The 18327-nt window shown below is 72.6% G+C and carries 21 protein-coding genes and 1 pseudogene; 18 read left to right on the forward strand and 4 right to left on the reverse strand.

From position 1 onward, the window contains the following. Positions 1-92: 92 nt before the first annotated feature. Positions 93-311, reverse strand: a complete 219-nt coding sequence (locus AAT21_RS20635; protein WP_157879750.1) for a hypothetical protein — start codon at positions 309-311, stop codon at positions 93-95. Positions 312-559: 248 nt separating this feature from the next. On the opposite strand from AAT21_RS20635, the gene AAT21_RS20640 reads away from it, so the two are divergent. Next, complete coding sequence (locus tag AAT21_RS20640; RefSeq protein WP_157879751.1) at positions 560-799, forward strand: acyl-CoA carboxylase epsilon subunit; 240 nt, start codon at positions 560-562, stop codon at positions 797-799. 50 nt (positions 800-849) lie between these two features. Here AAT21_RS20640 and AAT21_RS20645 read toward each other — a convergent pair whose 3' ends face one another. Further along, positions 850-2484 (reverse strand): FAD-dependent oxidoreductase, encoded by a 1635-nt coding sequence (locus AAT21_RS20645; protein ID WP_046778250.1) that lies wholly within the window; start codon positions 2482-2484, stop codon positions 850-852. 274 nt (positions 2485-2758) lie between these two features. Here AAT21_RS20645 and AAT21_RS20650 point away from each other — a divergent pair, with 274 nt between their 5' ends. The 11 genes and pseudogenes from AAT21_RS20650 to AAT21_RS20695 all read left to right on the forward strand — a co-directional run bounded on the left by AAT21_RS20650 (position 2759) and on the right by AAT21_RS20695 (position 10692). Beyond that, entirely contained in the window at positions 2759-3856 is a 1098-nt protein-coding gene (locus AAT21_RS20650) for a SchA/CurD-like domain-containing protein (RefSeq protein WP_046778251.1), read from the forward strand. 119 nt (positions 3857-3975) lie between these two features. After that, entirely contained in the window at positions 3976-4419 is a 444-nt protein-coding gene (locus AAT21_RS20655) for a cupin domain-containing protein (protein WP_030965476.1), read from the forward strand. Further along, positions 4416-5687: a beta-ketoacyl-[acyl-carrier-protein] synthase family protein gene (locus tag AAT21_RS20660; RefSeq protein WP_157879752.1), complete on the forward strand. Its 1272-nt coding sequence runs from the start codon at positions 4416-4418 to the stop codon at positions 5685-5687. The genes AAT21_RS20655 and AAT21_RS20660 overlap by 4 nt, the downstream gene beginning before the upstream one ends. Next, on the forward strand, positions 5684-6922 hold the full coding sequence (locus AAT21_RS20665) for a beta-ketoacyl synthase N-terminal-like domain-containing protein (protein ID WP_046778253.1): 1239 nt from the start codon (positions 5684-5686) through the stop codon (positions 6920-6922). Before AAT21_RS20660 ends, AAT21_RS20665 begins: the two co-directional genes overlap by 4 nt. A gap of 53 nt (positions 6923-6975) precedes the next feature. Then, positions 6976-7178 (forward strand): acyl carrier protein (locus AAT21_RS39220; RefSeq protein WP_235438969.1); only part of this gene is annotated, 203 nt, incomplete at its 3' end. A gap of 1 nt (position 7179) precedes the next feature. Further along, positions 7180-7311 (forward strand): annotated as a pseudogene (locus AAT21_RS39225) (acyl carrier protein); the annotation flags it as partial. A 1-nt stretch (position 7312) separates the two neighbouring features. Then, a complete protein-coding gene (locus AAT21_RS20675; protein WP_046778255.1) occupies positions 7313-7792 on the forward strand; it encodes an SRPBCC family protein in 480 nt (159 codons plus the stop codon). Positions 7793-7813: 21 nt separating this feature from the next. Beyond that, complete coding sequence (locus AAT21_RS20680; protein ID WP_030965470.1) at positions 7814-8155, forward strand: TcmI family type II polyketide cyclase; 342 nt, start codon at positions 7814-7816, stop codon at positions 8153-8155. Between the two features lie 210 nt (positions 8156-8365). Then, complete coding sequence (locus AAT21_RS20685; protein ID WP_046778556.1) at positions 8366-8998, forward strand: NADPH-dependent FMN reductase; 633 nt, start codon at positions 8366-8368, stop codon at positions 8996-8998. Between the two features lie 63 nt (positions 8999-9061). Next, positions 9062-9979 (forward strand): MurR/RpiR family transcriptional regulator, encoded by a 918-nt coding sequence (locus AAT21_RS20690; protein WP_046778256.1) that lies wholly within the window; start codon positions 9062-9064, stop codon positions 9977-9979. A gap of 326 nt (positions 9980-10305) precedes the next feature. Next, the gene (locus tag AAT21_RS20695) at positions 10306-10692 is read left to right on the forward strand and encodes a hypothetical protein (RefSeq protein WP_030965466.1); all 387 of its coding nucleotides are present in this window, start codon (positions 10306-10308) and stop codon (positions 10690-10692) included. 6 nt (positions 10693-10698) lie between these two features. On the opposite strand, the gene AAT21_RS20700 is transcribed toward AAT21_RS20695, so the two are convergent. After that, the gene (locus AAT21_RS20700) at positions 10699-11073 is read right to left on the reverse strand and encodes a hypothetical protein (RefSeq protein WP_046778257.1); all 375 of its coding nucleotides are present in this window, start codon (positions 11071-11073) and stop codon (positions 10699-10701) included. Positions 11074-11258: 185 nt separating this feature from the next. On the opposite strand from AAT21_RS20700, the gene AAT21_RS20705 reads away from it, so the two are divergent. The 4 genes from AAT21_RS20705 to AAT21_RS37675 all read left to right on the forward strand — a co-directional run bounded on the left by AAT21_RS20705 (position 11259) and on the right by AAT21_RS37675 (position 13471). Continuing rightward, the gene (locus AAT21_RS20705) at positions 11259-11771 is read left to right on the forward strand and encodes a hypothetical protein (protein WP_046778258.1); all 513 of its coding nucleotides are present in this window, start codon (positions 11259-11261) and stop codon (positions 11769-11771) included. 43 nt (positions 11772-11814) lie between these two features. Beyond that, positions 11815-12063 (forward strand): hypothetical protein, encoded by a 249-nt coding sequence (locus AAT21_RS20710; RefSeq protein ID WP_046778259.1) that lies wholly within the window; start codon positions 11815-11817, stop codon positions 12061-12063. Positions 12064-12108: 45 nt separating this feature from the next. Then, positions 12109-13050 (forward strand): aldo/keto reductase, encoded by a 942-nt coding sequence (locus tag AAT21_RS20715; RefSeq protein WP_327152753.1) that lies wholly within the window; start codon positions 12109-12111, stop codon positions 13048-13050. A gap of 247 nt (positions 13051-13297) precedes the next feature. Next, positions 13298-13471: a hypothetical protein gene (locus AAT21_RS37675; RefSeq protein ID WP_157879753.1), complete on the forward strand. Its 174-nt coding sequence runs from the start codon at positions 13298-13300 to the stop codon at positions 13469-13471. 20 nt (positions 13472-13491) lie between these two features. On the opposite strand, the gene AAT21_RS20720 is transcribed toward AAT21_RS37675, so the two are convergent. Then, positions 13492-14796, reverse strand: a complete 1305-nt coding sequence (locus tag AAT21_RS20720; protein ID WP_046778260.1) for an MFS transporter — start codon at positions 14794-14796, stop codon at positions 13492-13494. A gap of 75 nt (positions 14797-14871) precedes the next feature. On the opposite strand from AAT21_RS20720, the gene AAT21_RS20725 reads away from it, so the two are divergent. Next, positions 14872-15942, forward strand: a complete 1071-nt coding sequence (locus AAT21_RS20725) for an AI-2E family transporter (RefSeq protein WP_046778261.1) — start codon at positions 14872-14874, stop codon at positions 15940-15942. Continuing rightward, entirely contained in the window at positions 15932-17959 is a 2028-nt protein-coding gene (locus AAT21_RS20730; protein WP_046778262.1) for a prolyl oligopeptidase family serine peptidase, read from the forward strand. Before AAT21_RS20725 ends, AAT21_RS20730 begins: the two co-directional genes overlap by 11 nt. Positions 17960-18327: the final 368 nt, after the last annotated feature.

Below are 18327 nucleotides of genomic sequence, written 5' to 3' on the forward strand. Positions count from 1 at the left end.
CCCGCTGACCGCCCGCCGGCGGCGGGTTCCGTCCGCCGCGGGGCTGTCCGCGGCGGACGGGTACTCACCCGTGCGGCCCAACGCGCCCTGTTTCAGCGCCGTGGGCCCAGGACCTCCTCGGCGCCGGGCAGGTCGTGGACGGAGATGCCCCTCCCGGTCAGCGGCAGCAGGCCCGCGAGCGGGCACGACATGGGCATCTCGTGGTCGACCTCCCACTGGCCGACCTTGTTCCCGCCCGTGTGGTCCGTCGTGCAGACGGCGTACAGATGGCCGGCGCAGCCCCGGCAGAGCAGGGGCTGGTGGCCGTTCACGGCCACCCCGCCGGATGCCGAAGCCCCGGCGTGCCGCGTCCGGCGGGCGCTTGTACCGTCGGTCGCGACAGGGGTTCCCCGGATCCGACAGGACCAGGACCAGGACCCCGCAGGCCGGTTCGCGCATGCGGAACACGTCCCGTCGGCGCGCCGAGCCACCCGTGTGCCGCCCGCGTCGACGCCGAGCCGGTCAGGCCCTCGCGACGCGACAGGGCGCACGCGCAGCCCCCGTGAGAGAGGCCGTGCCGATGTCGAACGATGTTCCGATAGCGAGCCTGCTGCGTGTGGAGAGGGGCGTCGCCGCCCCCGAGGAACTGGCTGCGATCGCGGTCGTCGTCGCGTGTTACGCGAACCGGACCTCCCTCGACGGCGACCGTGACAGCGGCGCGACGGGCGGCGCCGGGAAGGGGGCCGGCGGCGGTTCCGGCCGCCGCCGTACCGTCCAGCCCGACGCCGGCTGCTGGGCAGGGTGCTGGACCTGCCGCTGAACCCCGTCCGCCGGCCGCGCGCACGGCCGGCGGACGCAGGGAGTGGGTGGTCACGCCCGGCGCAGCACCGTCGAGAGGACCTCGCGCAGCGCCGCCGCGGGATCGGCCACCGCGCCCTCCGCGCGCCAGGCCACGAACCCGTCCGGGCGTACGAGCACGGCGCCGTCGGCGGCCATCCGGTGGACCTCGGTCCAGGGGGCGCCGCCCGCCGGGACCAGGTCCGCATCCGGCGCGGAGCCGATCGCGTAGGCCTCCAGCCGTACCTCCAGCTGCCGGGCCACCTGTTCCGCGGCCGCCCGCCACGGCGTACCCGCGCCGCTGAGCAGCACGAAGGAGCGCTCGTACAGATCCAGCGTGGAGATCCGCTCACCGGCCCTGGTCAGCCACATGTGCGGGGCCCGGGTCCCGGTGTCCCCCATCGACTGCAGCGTCTCCGGGATGACCGGCCGCCCCGGGGTGCCGCCGACGAACGCGCCCTGCGGGTAGCAGTAGGCCATCGCCGTGGTGAGGACACCGCTGCCCGGTCCGCCGCCCATGGTGGGCGGAGGCGCGTATCCGGGGTGGCTGTGTTCGGCCGAACGGGCGGACGCCCGCTCGCTCGTGGCCCTGGCCACCGGGAGCCGCTCGGCCTGGTAGGTGTCGAGCAGCTCGATGCCCGCCGACCCGTCCAGCACCGCGGCGATCTTCCACGCCAGGTTGTGCGCGTCCTGGATGCCGGTGTTGGAGCCGAAGGCCCCGGTGGGGGACATCTCGTGGGCGGCGTCCCCGGCCAGGAACACCCGACCGGACGCATACCGCTCCGCCACCCGTTCGGCCGCGTGCCACGGAGCCTTGCCGCCGATCTCCACGTCCAGGTCGGGGACGCCGACCGCCTCGCGGATCTGGTCCACGCACCGCTCGTCGGTGAAGTCCTCCAGGGTTTCGCCCTGGTCGGGGTGCCAGGGGGCGTGGAAGACCCACTGGGTGTCGTTGTCCACCGGCAGCAGCGCCCCGTCGGCGCCCGGCCGCATCAGGTAGCAGACGATGAAGCGCAGGTCGCCCAGCACCTTCACCAGCCGCTCCGAGCGGAAGGTGACGCTGACGTTGTGGAACAGCTCGCCGTTACCCGTCTGGGGGATCCGCAGCTGTTCGCGGACGGGGCTGCGCGGCCCGTCCGCCGCGATCAGGAAGTCCGCCCGCACCGTGATGTGCTCGCCCGTCGTCCGGTCCTTCACCACGGCGTTCACCCCGGTGGAGTCCTGGTCGAAGCTCATCAGCTCGTTGCCGAAGCGGATGTCGGCGCCCTGTGCGCGGCTCTGTTCGGCCAGCACCGGCTCGATGTTGTTCTGGCTGCACAGGCACCACTGCGTCGGGCTGAAACGCGCCAGCGCGCCGGACGGGTCGATCGACTTGATCAGCCAGTTGTGACCGGCGGTGTCGGTCAGCGACCGCGCCTGCAGGATGCCCTGAATGCCCTCCAGTACGGACGCCGCCCGGCGGATCGCGTGTTCCGCCCCTGCCGTGCGGTACAGCTCCATCGTCCGGGCGTTGATGCCACGGCCGCGCGGGTGCGGGGAGGTACCGGAGTGCTTCTCGACCAGCAGGTGCCTCACTCCGTGGCGGCTCAGGAAAAGCGAGGTGGACAGGCCCACGAGGGAGCCGCCCACGACGAGAACCGGTACGCGAACATCGGCGTTGTCTTCCATCAGCTGCGGGCTCCTGTTTTCTGTGTGGGGGAGTGGACTCTTTATGCCCCCGATCCGGGATGAGGCCCAGTTGATTCGCCGGTTGTCACCCGCTTGATCCCGACATGTAGCGGTACGCCCCTACCCGGATGACGATGAGCGACAGCGGCTCCCCCCGGACGCGCCGGCCTGTCCTTCCCCGGTGAGGCGGCCGCCGGCCCGGGCGGACGCCACCGGTGACGGACGAGGGGTCCGTACGCGATGGATCTCCACCCCCTCATGAAGGAGTGAGTAGATGACAACCACCCTGTCCGAACGGGTGTCGCAGTCAGCCTTCGACGGCTCCATGCTCCGGGTCGTCCTTCTGATGGATCTCCACGAGGGGACCCAGCAGCGGTTCTTCGAGGCGTACGAAAAGCTCCGCAACGACATCGCGTCGGTCCCGGGCCACATCAGCGACCAGCTGTGCCAGTCCTTCGAGAACCCCTCGCAGTGGCTGATCACGAGCGAGTGGGAGAGCGCCCCGCAGTACCTCGCCTGGGTGAACAGCGAGCACCACGCCGAACAGGTGCGGCCGCTCGGCGCGTGCGCGCGCTCCATGCGCCCGCTGAAGTTCACCGTCCTGCGCGAGACCGGCCGGGGCTACGACCAGGCGTCCCGCCCGTCCACGGCACGCCTGCAGGCCACGCCCCGCCTGGGCGCCGGGATCGTGCGCCACGCCCTCACCTTCACCGTGAAGCCCGGCAGCGAGAAGGACGTCGCGGCCATCCTCTCCAGTTACGCCTCACCGGCGGCCCGCGTCGACGACCACACCCGCCTGTGCCGCACCTCGCTGTTCATGCACGGCAACCGGGTGGTGCGCACGGTCGAGGTCCAGGGCGACCTGATGGCGGCCCTGCGGCACGTCTCGGAACAGCCCGAGGTACGCGCCGTCGAGGAGGCCATCAACCCCTACCTCGAACAGGACCGGGACCTCGGCGACCCGGAATCGGCCCGCATGTTCTTCATGCGCGCCGCCGTCCCGGCCGTCCACCACATCGCCGCACCCGAGCCCGAGTCGGCCGACGTGCAGCGGCACGCGGTCTTCTACCCGGCCAAGCCCGGCTGCGGCCAGGCGCTCGCCAGGTTCCTCGCCCGACAGGACGAGACGGCCGCGCGCCGGTCCGAGAGCCCCGTCCGGAGCAGCAGCATCTTCCAGCGCGACGATATCGTCGTCCGGCTGATCGACGTGCGTGGCCCGCTGGAGGCCGACCCCGAGACCGTCTACGGCATCTCGGGCCCCCGCAAGGCCGCGGTGCTCGACCGCCTGACGGTCGCGCCCGGCGGGCGGGGCCGCGCCGCGCACCACACCATGAACCTGATCACCGACCGCCGGGCACCCGCGCAGTCCTGATCCCTCCCGGGGCCGACCGCTGCGGCCCCGCCCCAGCCCTGCCCCGACCCCCCACCCCCGGACCCCCGACCCACCCGATCTCCGTCGAGGCTCTCCCCACACGCCAGGAGGCACCCACCATGACCCAACAGCGCCCACGCATCGTGGACCTGAGCGAGACGCCGCCCAACCGCCGGCGCGGTGGCGACCTGCGGGCCGTACTCACCCCGACGTCGGTGGGTTCGACCAGCGGCTTCATGGGCCTGGCCATCATGGCCCCCGGAGAGTCGATCGCCGAGCACTACCACCCGTACTCCGAGGAGTTCGTGTACGTCGTCAGCGGCCGGCTGGAGGTCGACCTCGACGGGGAACCCCACCCGCTGCGCACCGACCAGGGACTCCTGGTCCCGCTGAACACCCGGCACCGCTTCCGCAACGTCGGGGACACCGAAGCCCGCATGGTCTTCCACCTCGGCCCCCTCGCCCCGCGCCCCGAACTGGGGCACGTGGACACCGAGCAGGCCCCGAACCCGGAGGGAACCGCATGGGAGCAGCCGCCGGACCGTACAGGAGCGGTCTCGTGACCCGCCGGCGGGTGGCCGTCACCGGAGTGGGCGTCGTCGCGCCCGGCGGCATCGGCGTCCGCGACTTCTGGGACCTGCTGGCCAACGGGCGTACGGCGACACGGGGCATCAGCCTCTTCGACCCGACGGGATTCCGCTCCCGGATAGCCGCCGAGGTCGACTTCGACCCCGCCGCGCACGGCCTCGACGACGAGGAGGCGGCCCGTGCGGACCGGTACATCCAGTTCGCCCTGGTCGCCGCCCGCGAGGCGGTGCGCGACGCCGGACTCGACCTCACCTCGGACGAGGCCTGGCGGACCGGTGTCTCCCTCGGCACCGCCGTCGGCGGCACCACCCGGCTGGAGCACGACTACGTCGCCGTGAGCCAGTCCGGCTCCTGGTGGGACGTGGACCACAAGCTGGCCGGCCGGCACCTGCACCGGGCGTTCACACCGGCCACCCTCGCCTCCGCGGTCGCGGAGGAGACGGGAGCACGCGGCCCCGTCCAGACCGTCTCCACCGGCTGCACCTCGGGACTCGACGCCATCGGGTACGCGGTGCACGCCATCGCGGAGGGCCGGATGGACGTGTGCATCGCCGGAGCCTCGGACTCGCCGATATCGCCGATCACGGTGGCCTGCTTCGACGCCATCAAGGCGACCTCGCCGAACAACGACGACCCGGCGCACGCCTCCCGGCCGTTCGACGCCGACCGGGACGGCTTCGTCCTCGGCGAAGGCGGCGCCGTCCTCGTGCTCGAAGAGCTGGAACACGCCCGCGCCCGCGGTGCGACCGTCTACTGCGAGATCGGCGGCTACGCCACCTTCGGCAACGCCCACCACATGACCGGGCTGACCACCGAGGGTCTGGAGATGGCCCGGGCCATCGAAACCGCCCTCGCCCAGGCCGGGGTCGCCGCCGACGAGATCGACTACGTCAACGCGCACGGTTCGGGCACCAAGCAGAACGACCGCCACGAGACCGCGGCGGTCAAGAAGGTCCTGGGTGAGCACGCCTACCGGACGCCGATGACCTCCATCAAGTCCATGGTGGGTCACTCCCTCGGCGCCATCGGGGCCATCGAACTCGCGGCCTGCGTCCTCGCCATGGTCCACCAGGTGGTGCCGCCGACCGCCAACTACGAGACCCCGGACCCCGAGTGCGACCTGGACTACGTGCCCAAGGTCGCCCGGGACCGGAAACTGCGCAGCGTGCTCTCCGTGGGCAGCGGCTTCGGCGGCTTCCAGTCCGCCGTGGTCATGACCCGGCCGAAGGAGGAGGTCTCGTGACCAGCCGTACGGTCATCACGGGCATCGGGGTCGTCGCACCCAACGGCATCGGCGCCGACGCCTTCTGGAAGGCGACCCAGTCCGGCCAGAGCGTGCTGGACCGGGTCACCAGGGCGGGCTGCGAGCACCTGCCGCTGCGCGTCGCGGGCGAGGTCCGGGGTTTTGAGCCCGGCGCCCTGGTCGAGGACCGCTTCCTCGTCCAGACCGACCGGTTCACCCACCACGCCCTCGCCGCGGCCGACCTCGCCCTGGAGGACGCCCGGCTCGGCCGGGCCGACTACGAGGGCGACCCCTTCGCCTTCGGGGTCGTCACCGCCGCCGGTTCCGGCGGTGGCGAGTTCGGCCAGCGCGAACTGCAGCACCTGTGGGAACAGGGGCCGCGCTTCGTAGGCCCGTACCAGTCGATCGCCTGGTTCTACGCGGCGAGCACCGGCCAGATCTCCATCCGCCGCGGGCTGAAGGGACCCTGCGGGGTCGTCTGCAGCGACGAGGCGGGCGGGCTCGACGCCTTCGCGCACGCCGACCGGGCGATCCGCCGGGGCAGCCGGGCCATGCTGGTCGGAGCGACGGAGGCGCCCCTCGCCCCGTACTCCATCGTCTGCCAGCTGGAGTACGAGGGACTGAGCACGCGGGACGACCCGGAACGCGCCTACCGCCCCTTCACGGACCAGGCCTGCGGCTATGTCCCCGCCGAGGGCGGCGCGATGTTCGTCGTCGAGGACGAGCACGAAGCCCGCCGGCGCGGCGCCACCGCGCGCGCCGTCCTGGCCGGCCACGCCGCGACCTTCAGCGGCACCCGGCGGCCGGACGAGGCCGGCGAGGGACTGGCCCACGCGGTCCGCGGCGCGCTCCGGGAAGCCGGATGCGCCCCCGAGGACATCGACGTGGTCTTCGCCGACGCCCTCGGGACACCCGAGGCCGACGCGGCCGAAGCGGCCGCGATCCTCCGCTCCCTGGGCGACCACGGACGGAAGGTGCCGGTCACGGCGCCCAAGTCCGGTACCGGGCGGGCGTACTGCGCGGCACCCGCCCTCGACACCGCCGCCGCGGTCATGGCGCTGGAGCACGGCGTCATCCCGCCGACCCCGAACGTCTACGACGTGTGCCACGACCTCGACGTGGTGACGGGCAGCGCCCGGCAGGCGGAACTGCGCACCGCGCTGGTGCTCAGCCGCGGCCGGATGGGATCGAACTCCGCGCTCGTCGTCCGCAAGGCCTCCCCGGCGGCCTCGTAGGCCGCGTAGTCCGCCGGGGCCCGAGCGGCCCCTCACAGGAAGGGAGCACCCACATGTCCGACCGACTGACCGTGGAGGAACTGGCGGCTCTGATGAAGACCGCCGGCATCACCGTCGACCCCGCCGAGATGGCGAGCCGTCCGGACTCCTCGTTCGACGAGTACGGCCTCGACTCGCTGGGCCTGCTGGGCATCGTCGGTGAACTGGAGAACCGGCGTGGGCGGGCCCTGCCCGCCGACGCCGACCGCTGCAAGACNCTGGGCCTGCTGGGCATCGTCGGTGAACTGGAGAACCAGCGTGGGCGGGCCCTGCCCGCCGACGCCGACCGCTGCAAGACCCCCGGGGAATTCCTCGACCTCGTCAACCACAGCCTGATGACCGGAGCCTGACATGCCAGGACACACCGAGAACGAGATCACCGTCAACGCGCCCGTGGAGCTCGTCTGGGAGATGACCAACGACCTCCCGAGCTGGCCGCAGCTGTTCAGCGAGTACGCCTCGCTCGAAATCCTCGACCAGAAGGGCGACACGACCACGTTCCGCCTGACCATGCACCCCGACGAGAACGGCAAGGTGTGGAGCTGGGTCTCGGAGCGGACCGTCGACCGCCAGGGCCTCACGGTCCGCGCCCGACGGGTCGAGACGGGCCCCTTCGCCCACATGGACATCCACTGGCAGTACTTCAAGGTGCCCGGCGGCACCCGGATGAAGTGGACCCAGGACTTCGCGATGAAGCCGGAAGCACCCGTGGACGACGCCTGGATGACCGACAACATCAACCGCAACTCCCCGATCCAGATGGCGCTCATCCGGGACAAGATCGAGCAGCGCGAACGCGAGAGCCGCGCCCCCGCCGCCAGCCGCATCTGAGGACGAAAGGCAAGCAGCCGGATGAACGACACGCACCGCGCCCTCATCGTCGCCCGCATGGCACCGGGTTCGGGCCCCGACATCGCCGAGCTCTTCGCGGACTCCGACGCCGGTGAACTGCCGCGCCTGGTAGGGGTCACACGCCGGAGCCTCTTCCAGTTCGGCGACGTCTACATGCACTTCATCGAGGCGGACCGGCCGCCCGGCCCGGCCATCGCCAAGGTCACGGAACACCCCGAGTTCCGCAGGCTGAGCGACCGGCTCCAGGCGTACATCAGCCCGCACGACCCGGAGACCTGGCGCAGTCCGAAGGACGCGATGGCCCACGAGTTCTACCGCTGGGAGAACCCCGGCGCGAAGTGACCCGGCGGCCCGGACGGGACCCGCACACCGGCGTGTGCGGGTCCCGCCGCGCGTCGGCCGCCCGCCCCGCCGCCGCGGCCTGCCACCGGCGGCCCGAGCGGAACAGCAGACAGCAGCAGAGGAGCAGGAGACGGCATGAACCCGACCGACACCGACCACTTCCCGGCGGATCCGGGCCGCCCGCACGACGGTGAGCACCCGCGCACCTCGCTGCGCGCGCTCGTCCTGTCCGGGTCCTCGCGCACCGGCTCCGTCAACGTCCGGCTCGCGGCCCTCGTCGCCGCGACGGTGCGCGGCGCCGGGGCCGTCGCGGAACCCGTCACCCTCCGTGACTTCCCCATGCCGCCCTACGACGGCGACGCCGAGGCCGGCGACGGACTGCCGGAGGGCGCCCTCGCCCTGTGCAAACGGATCGAGTCCGCGCAAGCGCTGATCATCGCCTCGCCCGAGTACAACGCCTCCGTGCCGGGCGTACTGAAGAACGCCGTGGACTGGGTCTCCCGCTACCGTCCGCAGCCCTTCAAGGACAAGCAGACCCTGCTGGTCTCGGCCTCGCCCTCGATGGTCGGGGGCAACCGCGGACTGTGGGCCCTGCGCGTCCCCCTCGAACACCTCGGCGCCCGCGTCTACCCCGACATGTTCAGCCTGGCCGGTGCCCACCAGGCCTTCACCGAGGACGGCGCCCTGACCGACCCGGGCCTCGGCGAGCGGCTCACCGCCACGATCGGCTCCTTCCTCGACCTCGTCGAGGCCGACACCCGCTACCTGTGCCTCCAGCGCCGCTGGTACGAGTTCCTGGGCGACCGCACCGACGCCCCGGTGACCGCCCGCGCCCAGGACTGATCATCATCGGCCACGAGGGGTGAGCTATGTTTGGCGCGAGTGACATGAGAAGGAGGCCCTCCGGTGTCATCGGGGCAGCAGGCACGCGCGCAAGCGGCTGCGATCACGCCGAGCGGTCAGCCGGCCACCGAGGTCCGCCCTCCGGCCGACCGGCTCCTCGCGCTCTTCGACGGCCGCCGCCTGTCCCCGGGCCAGCGGCGCATCGCGCAGTACCTGATCGACCACCTCACCGAGGCCGCCTTCCTCTCGATCACCGAGCTCGCCGAGCGGGTCGGCGTCAGCCAGCCCTCGGTGACCCGCTTCGCGGCCTCCCTCGGCTTCAGCGGCTACCCGGCGCTGCGCGACGTGCTCCAGCCGATCGCGCTGAGCGCGGTGGCCGGCGCCCCGGACACCCGGGAGCAGATCCGTCGCAACGAACTGCAGGCCGCCGTCGACGCGGAGATCGAGAACCTGGAGAACGTGCGCCGGCTGCTCGCGGACACCAACCAGGTCCTGGACATCGGCCGTGAGCTGGCCGCGTCGGTGCCGCTGACAATCCTCGGGCTGCGCATCTCGGTCTCCCTGGCGGAGTACTTCGCGTACGCCGCCCGGCGGATCCACCCCGACGTGCGCCTCGTGACACGCGGCGGCAGCGTCGCCTTCGACGCGCTGCTCCAGTCCCGGGCGGCCGGCGGGACCTGGGTGCTGGCGTTCGCCATGCCGCGGCACGCCAAGGAGACCCTGTCCGCCATCCGGGCGGCCCGCAGTACGGGGCTGCGGGTGGTCCTGATCACCGATCCCACCCTCGGGCCGCTGGTGGACGAGGCGGACGTGGCCCTGACGGCGGCGACCGGCTCCCGTCTGGTGTTCGACTCCTACGCGGCGCCCGGGATGCTTTCGGCGGCCCTGCTGCAGGCGATGGCGGACGCGGATCCCGAGCGGACGCAGGCCCGGCTGGAGGACTACGAGCACGTGGCCGACCAGCACGGCTTTTTCCTGTAGCGGTTCGTAGCCGCTCCGCTCCGGCTTCACCAGGCGATATTCAGCCTTCGAGGTGCATGAAATTTTTCATACGCTTGCTTACTCGACGGTATATATGTTTACTGACGACGGCGCTCCTGATCCACCAGATGCCAAGGAGGACGACCCCACGTCCTCTCGAACGCGCCGCGGTACGACGAACCTCCTCCTCACGTCGCGACCGCGGGACGAGTCCAGGCTTACGGATCCCGCAGAGCGCCCATGGCGGCCTCGGTCAACCCCTGGGCCGAGGCCGCCCCTTCAGAACGTCTCGATCAGAGCTTCGACACCACTCGGAAGTGACGAGAATGCCCCAGACGGCCACGTTTACGCTCAGCCCGGACTGGCCCCTGCAGGTCAAGGCGCCAGGTACGCACGACTGGGAGCGCACGGCGACGCGCTGGCTGCGTGACCTCCTGCCGGCCCGCTACGGCGGCTACCTGACGCTCACCCGTCACCACGCGCTCCTCGCCCGGCACGTCCAGCTCCAGCTGCAGCACGAGATGCGCGCGGTGCGGGCGGCCCTGCAGACCAGCCGCGCCGAGCTGCCCACGATGGGCATAGCCGAGTCGGTCATCGAGAACTCGATCAGGATGTACGCCCTGGAGCTGGAGCAGCTGAGCCGCCTCGCCCGCGGTGCGCGGCTCGTCTCGGACGCGCTCCTGGTGGGCACCCCCGCCCAGCGCCGGCGCTGACCGGCCTCAGGCCGGCTGCCACGAGCGCAGCCGGGCGGCGACGTCGTAGACGCTGACGCGAAGCGTGCGGATGTCGGTGATCAGGTCGCGCCACTGCTCGTAGGAGGCCTCCACCGCCTTGCCGGAGGCCTCTATGTAGGCGACGGCGACCCCGTAGGCGAAGTACTCGTTCGAGGTGGGCAGCGGCCGGAGCAGCACGATCGCGTCCAGCAGGGCGGCCGCGCGCCAGTAGGCGTCGGGGTCGTCCACCTCCAGGCTGGGCGTGTTGACCCGGTGCCGGGCCACGGCGGCGACCAGGGCGGAGTGGTCGGCCACCGCCACGTCCTTGAACAGCGCCTCCTGCCGCTCCAGCAGCCAGCGGTGATCGATGTGCAGTTCCACGCGTCCGAGTATCCCCGCCGCGGGCCCGGCCGTGGGGCTTTTCGGACCGGCCCGACGGCCGGTTCGCGGCGACCATCCCGTCCCGGCCACGGTGGCCGGATCGGATCCGACCGCGCAAAGGTGTTCCGCAGCGGGACTTTGCCTCCTACGGTGCGTGCAGCACAGTTCCGGGACCAGGAGGCAGCGTGAAGCGCGAGATCGACATCGACATCGACCAGCTGGTGGCGGCCATGCGGGCGGTCGACGAGGCGGGGCGGCTCTTCGAGGAGGCGCTCGCGGCGTACGAGTCGCGCGGCCTCAAGCGCACCAGCGACGACTTCATGGTGGCCGGCGGCTGCGTGCAGACGCTCCAGGGCGCCGAGGAGATGGCCCTGGGCACCCGGAAGTTCCTCGCCGAGCTCGCGCTGATCCTCGGCTACGCGACGGCGGGTGTCGAGGACCGGGTGGCCGCCCGGCCGACGGTGGTCCGCGCCGGATTCACCGGCATCGGCGGCGGCGGGGCCCGGATGGCGCGCCCGCTGCTGGAACCCACGCTGCGGGGGCTGCGCCTGCTGCTCGACATCGACTTCTTCGAGCCCGCCTTCAAGGACGAGATCGAGGCGGTCGTCCTGGCCGAGAAGGCCACCTACCCCGACCCCGCCACGTTCCGCGTCCGGGCCTCGGCGGACGCCGCTGCCTCCGTCGGCCGGACGCGCTGACTCCCGGGATGCCGGACCGGGCCGCTCCGGCGAGGCTGGGGGTATGCGTCACGCGCCCGTCGTCGTGCACCGGATCTTTCCCTCGGGAGGCCGGCAGGTGACCCTGCGGACCGCCGACCGGGAGGAGCCCCTCGGCCTGGCCCGTTCGGACGAGGACCTCATCGAGTTCCTGCGGCGTGCGGGCATGCCGGACCCCGACGACGTCGTCCTCGGCGGCGCCGAACTGGTGGAGTGGCAGTCCGACACCCCGCATGTCTACGAGGCCGACCCACCGACGGAGGACCTCCCCTGAGCCTGGCCCTACTAGGGTGGCGTGGTGACGGACGAGGGTGTGGGCATGAACGACGACGACCGGGTGCTGTACGGGTGCATGGGCCTCGGCGGGAGCTGGGAGCCGGGACCGTACGGACCTGGCGACATCGACGCCGCCGAGGCGGCTGTCGAGGCCGCCCTCGACAGCGGGATCACGGTCTTCGACCACGCCGACATCTACCGGCACGGCAAGTCCGAGGCGGTGTTCGGCGAGGTGCTCGCGCGGACGCCCGGTCTGCGGGACCGCATCACGCTGCAGACCAAGTGCGGGATCCGGCTCGGCGACGAGGACCGCCCGGGCCTGTACGACCTGCGCGGGGAGACCATCACCCGGCGGGTGGAGGAGAGCCTCACCCGGCTGAGGACGGACGTGATCGACGTCCTCCTGCTGCACCGCCCCGACCCGCTGGCGGACGTGGACTCCATCGCGGCGGCGCTGACCTCCCTGCACCGGCAGGGGCTGGTACGGCGCTTCGGCGTGTCCAACATGGGCGCCGCGCAGATCGCCCGCCTCCAGGCCCGGCTGGAGCTGCCGCTCGTGGCCAACCAGCTGGAGATGAGCCTGCACCAACGCGACTGGGTGGAGGCCGGGGTGCTGCTCAACACCCCCGCCGCCACGGCCAACGGCTTCCCCTTCGGCACCCTGGAACACTGCCGCGACCACGGCATCCGCCTCCAGGCGTGGGGGGCGCTGGCCCAGGGCCGGTTCACCGGCCGCCAGCAGACACCGGCCGAGCGGGCCACCGCCGGGCTGCTGGTCGAGCTGGCCCGGCGCAAGGGCACGACGCCCGAGACGGTCCTGCTGTGGTGGCTGATCCGGCACCCGTCGCGGATCGCCCCCGTCATCGGCACGGCCCGCCCCGACCGCATCCGCGCCTGCCGCGACGCGGCCGTGCGCGAACCCGACCTCACGCACGAGGAGTGGTACGAGCTCTGGGTCACGGCCCGCGGCGTCCCGCTGCCCTGACCGGCGGACGCGCACGCCGGCGGCCCAAGTCAGCACGCCGACACCGCGCAACCCGTACGGCTTCGCCGGCCTCCGCGGGGTGACGGCGACGGCACGCGGGCGCCGCAGCGGAGCCGTTCCGGCGGCGGTCCCGCGCGGCCGAGGTACCCGATTCTCATCCGTACTTGTGGGTACTGCGGCCGAATGGCGCCGGATTTGATAGTTCTGGACAGGTCCGGTGTGAAGAAACCTGCGGGAAGGACTGGGCATGTTCGATCTACTGCGCCCGGAGACCGTCATGTGCCCCTTCTGCAAGGCGACCGCCGCCGACGGCGCGGTGCGCACGCTGCGGACGGGGGCGGGCTCCCTCTCGGTGACCTGGCACGCCCTGAACTGCCCGCACTACGCGGCCGACCGCATCCTCGCCGAGCAGGAGAGCTGAGGCCGGCACCCGGGCCGGCGTCACGCCGCCGTGCCGGCCCCCGCACCGCTCGGCTCCGCCTCCCGGGCGGCCCGGCGGCGCAGCGCGTCCTCGTCGGTGTCCGCGTCGTACGAGATCAGCTTCGGCAGCAGCGCGGCCAGCACCGCCACCGAGGCCACACAGGCCAGCCCGCCGCTCCAGAAGGCCGGCCGGGTCCCCGTCCAGCCGGCCATGGTGCCCGCCCGGACCTGGCCGAGCTGGGGGCCCACGCTGTACGAGAGCACCTCGATGCCCGCCAGCCTGCCGCGCAGCTCCTCGGGGATCGTCTGGTTCCAGATCGTGGCGCGGCCCAGCCCGCTCAGCATGTCGGCGGCGCCCGCCACCGCGAGGCAGGCCAGCACCAGCCAGATGCCGGGCGCCACACCGGCCGCGGTGATCGCCAGACCCCAGACCGCCGCGCCGCACACCACCAGCAGCCCGTGCCGCCGCACCCGGGAGACCCAGCCGCTGGTCAGCCCCAGCAGCATCGAGCCCACCGCCCCGGCCGCGTACATCAGACCCAGCGCCCACACCGCGTCCAGCTCGTCCGCGAGGAACGGGAAGATCGTGTTCGGAAAGGCGAAGAGCATCGCCGCGAGGTCCACGGCGTACGTGCCCAGCAGCACCGGCCGGCTCCAGGCGTAGCGCGCGCCCTCGGCGATCCCGCGCAGCGACGGACGTTCGGCGCCCTCGACGGGCGGAGCCGGATTGAGCCGCGAGCACAGCAGGACGGAGCCGAGGAAGCCCGCGACCGTGACGGCGTAGGCCGAGGCGTGACCGGCGTAGGCCACGACCAGGCCGGCCAGCGCCGGACCGAGGATCGCCCCGAACTGGTAGCGAAGCCCGTTGAGCGCCGCGGCGGCCGTCAGCTGGTCGTGCGGCACGATCCGCGCCATCAGCGAGTCCAGGGCCGGCCGCTGCAGCCCGGCGAGGGCCGACACGCCCGCCGCGACCACGTACAGCGGCCAGAGCAGCGGGTCGGGCAGCAGCGCGTTCACCAGGAGTACCAGGGCCAGCACCCCTAGCCCGGCCTCGGTCAGCAGGATCATCCGCCGCCGGTCGACCGCGTCCGCGAGCGCGCCCCCGTACAGTCCGAAGACCACCAGCGGGACCAGCTCCACCGCACCCATCGCGCCGACGGCCAGCGGTGAGCCGGTCAGGTGCTTGATCTGCAGCGGCAGCGCGATCATCGCCATGAAGGAGCCGAAGTACGTCACCGTCCCCTGGTAGAACAGGAGCCGGAAGTCACGGCTGGAACGCCACGGGGCGAGGTCGGGCAGTACGGCCGTCAGTCGGGAGGTGCTCACGGCAGGCCATCGTGCGCCGCCCGCCCGACCGGGGCAAAGGGTTTTCTTCCGGGCCCGCCGTGGCACCCATGGTCCATGCCGCCGCCGGTGTCACCGTTCCTGCGTACAGCCGCGTCGTACGCCTGGCGCCTGCTGGTCGTCGGCGCCGCCGTCTACGTGGTCTTCGCCCTGCTGGGCAAGTTCCACGAGATCGCCGTCGCGGTCTTCCTCGGCCTCGTCGTCACCGCCCTGCTGTGGACGCCCACCCGTCGCCTCGCCCGGGCCGTGCCCCGGACGATCGCCGTCGCCGTGAGCCTCCTCGGCAGTGCGCTGCTCCTGCTGGGCGTGCTGACCCTGGTCGGCGAGGCGGTGGCGGGGGAGACCACGACCCTGGCCCGGGAGTTCCGCGCGGGACTCGCCAGCATCGAGGCCTGGCTGGAGAAGCCGCCCTTCCGGCTGAACCGGCAGGCCCTCTCCGACGTCCAGTCCCGGATCGGCGAGTACCTCTCCAGCCACCGCTCCACGGTCCTCAGCCAGGCGGTCAGCGGAGCGGGCCGCCTCGTCCACGTTCTCACCGTCCTCGCCCTCGCCGTCTTCTGCTCCTTCTTCTTCCTGCACGGCGGCGACCGCCAGTGGGCGTGGTTCTGCGACCAGCTGCCCGGGACGGCACGGGAACGCGTGACGATCGCCGGCCGCGCGGGCTGGCGCACCTTCACCGGATACACCCACGGGATCGTGGTGGTCGCGGCGACGAACGCGGTCCTCGTGGGGCTGGCGCTGTACCTCCTCGGGGTCCCGCTGGCCGTGCCGCTGGCGCTGCTGGAGTTCTTCGCCGCCTTCATCCCCCTCATCGGGTCACCGGTCGCACTGGCGGTCGCCGCGGTGGTCGCCCTCGCCGCGAAGGGCCCGCTCGTCGCGGGGATCGTCGTCGCGCTCATCGTGGTCATCGGCCAGATCGAGGGACACGTGCTGCATCCGCTGGTGATGAGCCGGGCCGTCCGCCTGCACCCGCTGGTCGTGGCGATCTCTGTGGTCGCGGGCGCGATCGCCGCCGGCGTGGTCGGCGCCGTGGTCGCGGTCCCGCTGGTCTCCGTCGTCTGGTCGGTCCACTCGGCCCTGCGCGACGCCCGCGGCCCGCTTCCTGCACAATCGCCTGATGAGCGATGAAGACCCCTACCTGTGGCTGGAAGACGTATCCGGCGAAGCCGCCCTCGCCTGGGTCCGGGAGCGCAACGCCGAGACCGTCGACGCGCTGACCGGAGACCCCGGCTTCAAGGTGCTCGAGCAGGAGATGCGCGAGGTGCTGGACGACGACGGGCGGATCCCCTACGCCGTCCGCCGCGGCCGCCACCTCTACAACTTCTGGCAGGACGCCGACCACGTACGCGGCCTGTGGCGGCGCACCACCCTGGAGGAGTACCGCACGGACCGCCCGGACTGGGAGGTGCTCCTGGACCTCGACGCGCTGGCCGAGGCCGAGGGGGAGAAGTGGGCGTGGGCCGGCAGCAGGGTCCTCGCCCCCGAGCACCGGCACGCCCTGGTCCTGCTCTCCCGGGACGGCGCCGACGCCTGCGTCGTGCGCGAGTTCGATCTGGAGACCCTGGAGTTCGTCGCGGACGGGTTCACGGTCGCCGAGGCCAAGACCCGGATCGGGTGGATCGACCACGACCGGGTCTGGATCGGGACCGACTTCGGTCCCGGCTCGCTGTCCACGTCCGGTTACCCGCTTCAGGTGCGCCGCTGGCTGCGCGGCACACCCCTCGAAGCCGCCGAGCTCGTCTACCAGGGCGGCCCGTCCGACCTGTCCGCCTCCGGCTGGCACGACGACACTCCCGGCTTCGAGCGGGACTTCGTCCACCGGCAGATCGACTTCTGGAACCAGGAGCTGTTCCTCCTCCCCGAGGACGGCAACGGCCCGCCCGTGAAGATCGACGTACCGGACGACGCGAACGCCTCCGTCCACCGGGAATGGCTGACCGTCACCACCAGGACGCCGTGGCTCGGTCACCCGGCGGGCGCCCTCCTCGCCTTCGGCCTCACCGCGTTCCAGGAGGGGGCGCGGGAGGCCGAGGTGCTGTTCACCCCCGACGAGCGCACCGCCCTCGCCGGGTACAGCTGGACCCGCAACCACCTCATCCTCAGCACCCGGGCCGACGTCTCCTCCGCCATGGAGCTGCTCACCCCCGGCCCGGACGGCTGGAGCCGGGCACCGCTGCCGGGCCTGCCGGCCCTGTCCACCGCCTCGGTCACCTGCACCGACCCGGACGTCGGCGACGAGTACTTCCACCTCGTCACCGGCTTCCTCCAGCCCTCCACGCTCTACCGGGGCACGGCGGGCGCCGAGGACGACAGCGAGCCCGTCAAGCAGAGCCCGGCGCTCTTCGACACCACCGGCCTCACCGTCAGCCAGTTCTTCGCGACCTCCGCGGACGGCACCCGAGTGCCGTACTTCGTCGTGGGTCCCGAGGACCGGCCCGGTCCCGGACCCACCCTGCTCTACGGCTACGGGGGCTTCGAGATCTCCATGGTCCCCTCCTACAGCGCGGTCACCGGCCGCGCCTGGCTCGCGCGCGGCGGCACCTACGTCGTCGCCGGCATCCGGGGCGGGCACGAGTACGGGCCCGCCTGGCACCGGGCGGCGCTCGGCGCGAACCGGGTCCGGGCGTACGAGGACTTCGCGGCCGTCGCCCGGGACCTCGTCGCCCGGGACATCACCACCCCGGCCCAGCTGGGCATCGAGGGCGGAAGCAACGGCGGCCTCCTCATGGGCGCGATGCTCACCCGCGAACCGGAACTGTTCGGCGCGGTCGTCGCGCACGTGCCGCTGCTGGACATGCTCCGCTTCCACAAGCTCCTCGCCGGCGCCAGCTGGATCGCCGAGTACGGCGACCCGGACGACCTCGCGGACCGGCCCCACCTGGAGGAGATCTCCCCCTACCACCGGATCCGGGCGGACGGGCCCGCGTACCCACCGCTGCTCCTGCTCACCTCGACCCGCGACGACCGCGTCCACCCCGGGCACGCCCGCAAGATGGCCGCCCGGCTGCGCGAGGCCGGTCACCCGGTGTTCTTCCACGAGCACCTCGGCGGTGGCCACGCGGGCGCCACGGATCACCGGCAGACGGCCTTCAACGAGGCCCTCGTGCACACCTTCCTGTGGGAGCGCCTGACCCCGACGACGTGAGCGGCCGGCCGGGCACGCGCGTACCGCGTGCCCCCGTACGGCGGTCCCGGGGGCTGTCAGGCCGCCCTGCGGCGCAGGAGGGCCCGGAGGGCGATGCCGCAGAGCAGGAGGACTCCGGCGCCGGCACCGGCCCACAGCGCGATCTCCCGCCTTCAGCTCCACCCGCCAGAAGGGTGCCTCGCCGACGGCGATCGACTGCCGGTGGGTGCCCGGCCCGATGGGGGTGGCGCTGTTGAAGGAGAAGCCGCCCTCCGCGTCGGCACCGGTTCGGGGCTCCGGGGTGCGTGCTCCGGCCTCCTAGGTCGTGGCGTCGGCGATGCCGACGAGGAGCTCTACGGGCATCGGCCTGTCGCCGGACTTCGTCACGT

The sequence above is a fragment of the Streptomyces yangpuensis genome (assembly GCF_001005295.1).
In the GTDB taxonomy this organism is placed as follows: Bacteria; Actinomycetota; Actinomycetes; order Streptomycetales; family Streptomycetaceae; genus Streptomyces; species Streptomyces yangpuensis.

Coding starts and splice junctions, on each gene's coding strand:
- AAT21_RS20640 (WP_157879751.1), top strand. CDS start 560: ATGTCGAACGATGTTCCGATAGCGAGCCTGCTGCGTGTGGAGAGGGGC.
- AAT21_RS20645 (WP_046778250.1), bottom strand. CDS start 2,484: ATGGAAGACAACGCCGATGTTCGCGTACCGGTTCTCGTCGTGGGCGGC.
- AAT21_RS20650 (WP_046778251.1), top strand. CDS start 2,759: ATGACAACCACCCTGTCCGAACGGGTGTCGCAGTCAGCCTTCGACGGC.
- AAT21_RS20655 (WP_030965476.1), top strand. CDS start 3,976: ATGACCCAACAGCGCCCACGCATCGTGGACCTGAGCGAGACGCCGCCC.
- AAT21_RS20675 (WP_046778255.1), top strand. CDS start 7,313: ATGCCAGGACACACCGAGAACGAGATCACCGTCAACGCGCCCGTGGAG.
- AAT21_RS20680 (WP_030965470.1), top strand. CDS start 7,814: ATGAACGACACGCACCGCGCCCTCATCGTCGCCCGCATGGCACCGGGT.
- AAT21_RS20695 (WP_030965466.1), top strand. CDS start 10,306: ATGCCCCAGACGGCCACGTTTACGCTCAGCCCGGACTGGCCCCTGCAG.
- AAT21_RS20710 (WP_046778259.1), top strand. CDS start 11,815: ATGCGTCACGCGCCCGTCGTCGTGCACCGGATCTTTCCCTCGGGAGGC.
- AAT21_RS20715 (WP_327152753.1), top strand. CDS start 12,109: ATGAACGACGACGACCGGGTGCTGTACGGGTGCATGGGCCTCGGCGGG.
- AAT21_RS37675 (WP_157879753.1), top strand. CDS start 13,298: ATGTTCGATCTACTGCGCCCGGAGACCGTCATGTGCCCCTTCTGCAAG.
- AAT21_RS20725 (WP_046778261.1), top strand. CDS start 14,872: ATGCCGCCGCCGGTGTCACCGTTCCTGCGTACAGCCGCGTCGTACGCC.
- AAT21_RS20730 (WP_046778262.1), top strand. CDS start 15,932: ATGAGCGATGAAGACCCCTACCTGTGGCTGGAAGACGTATCCGGCGAA.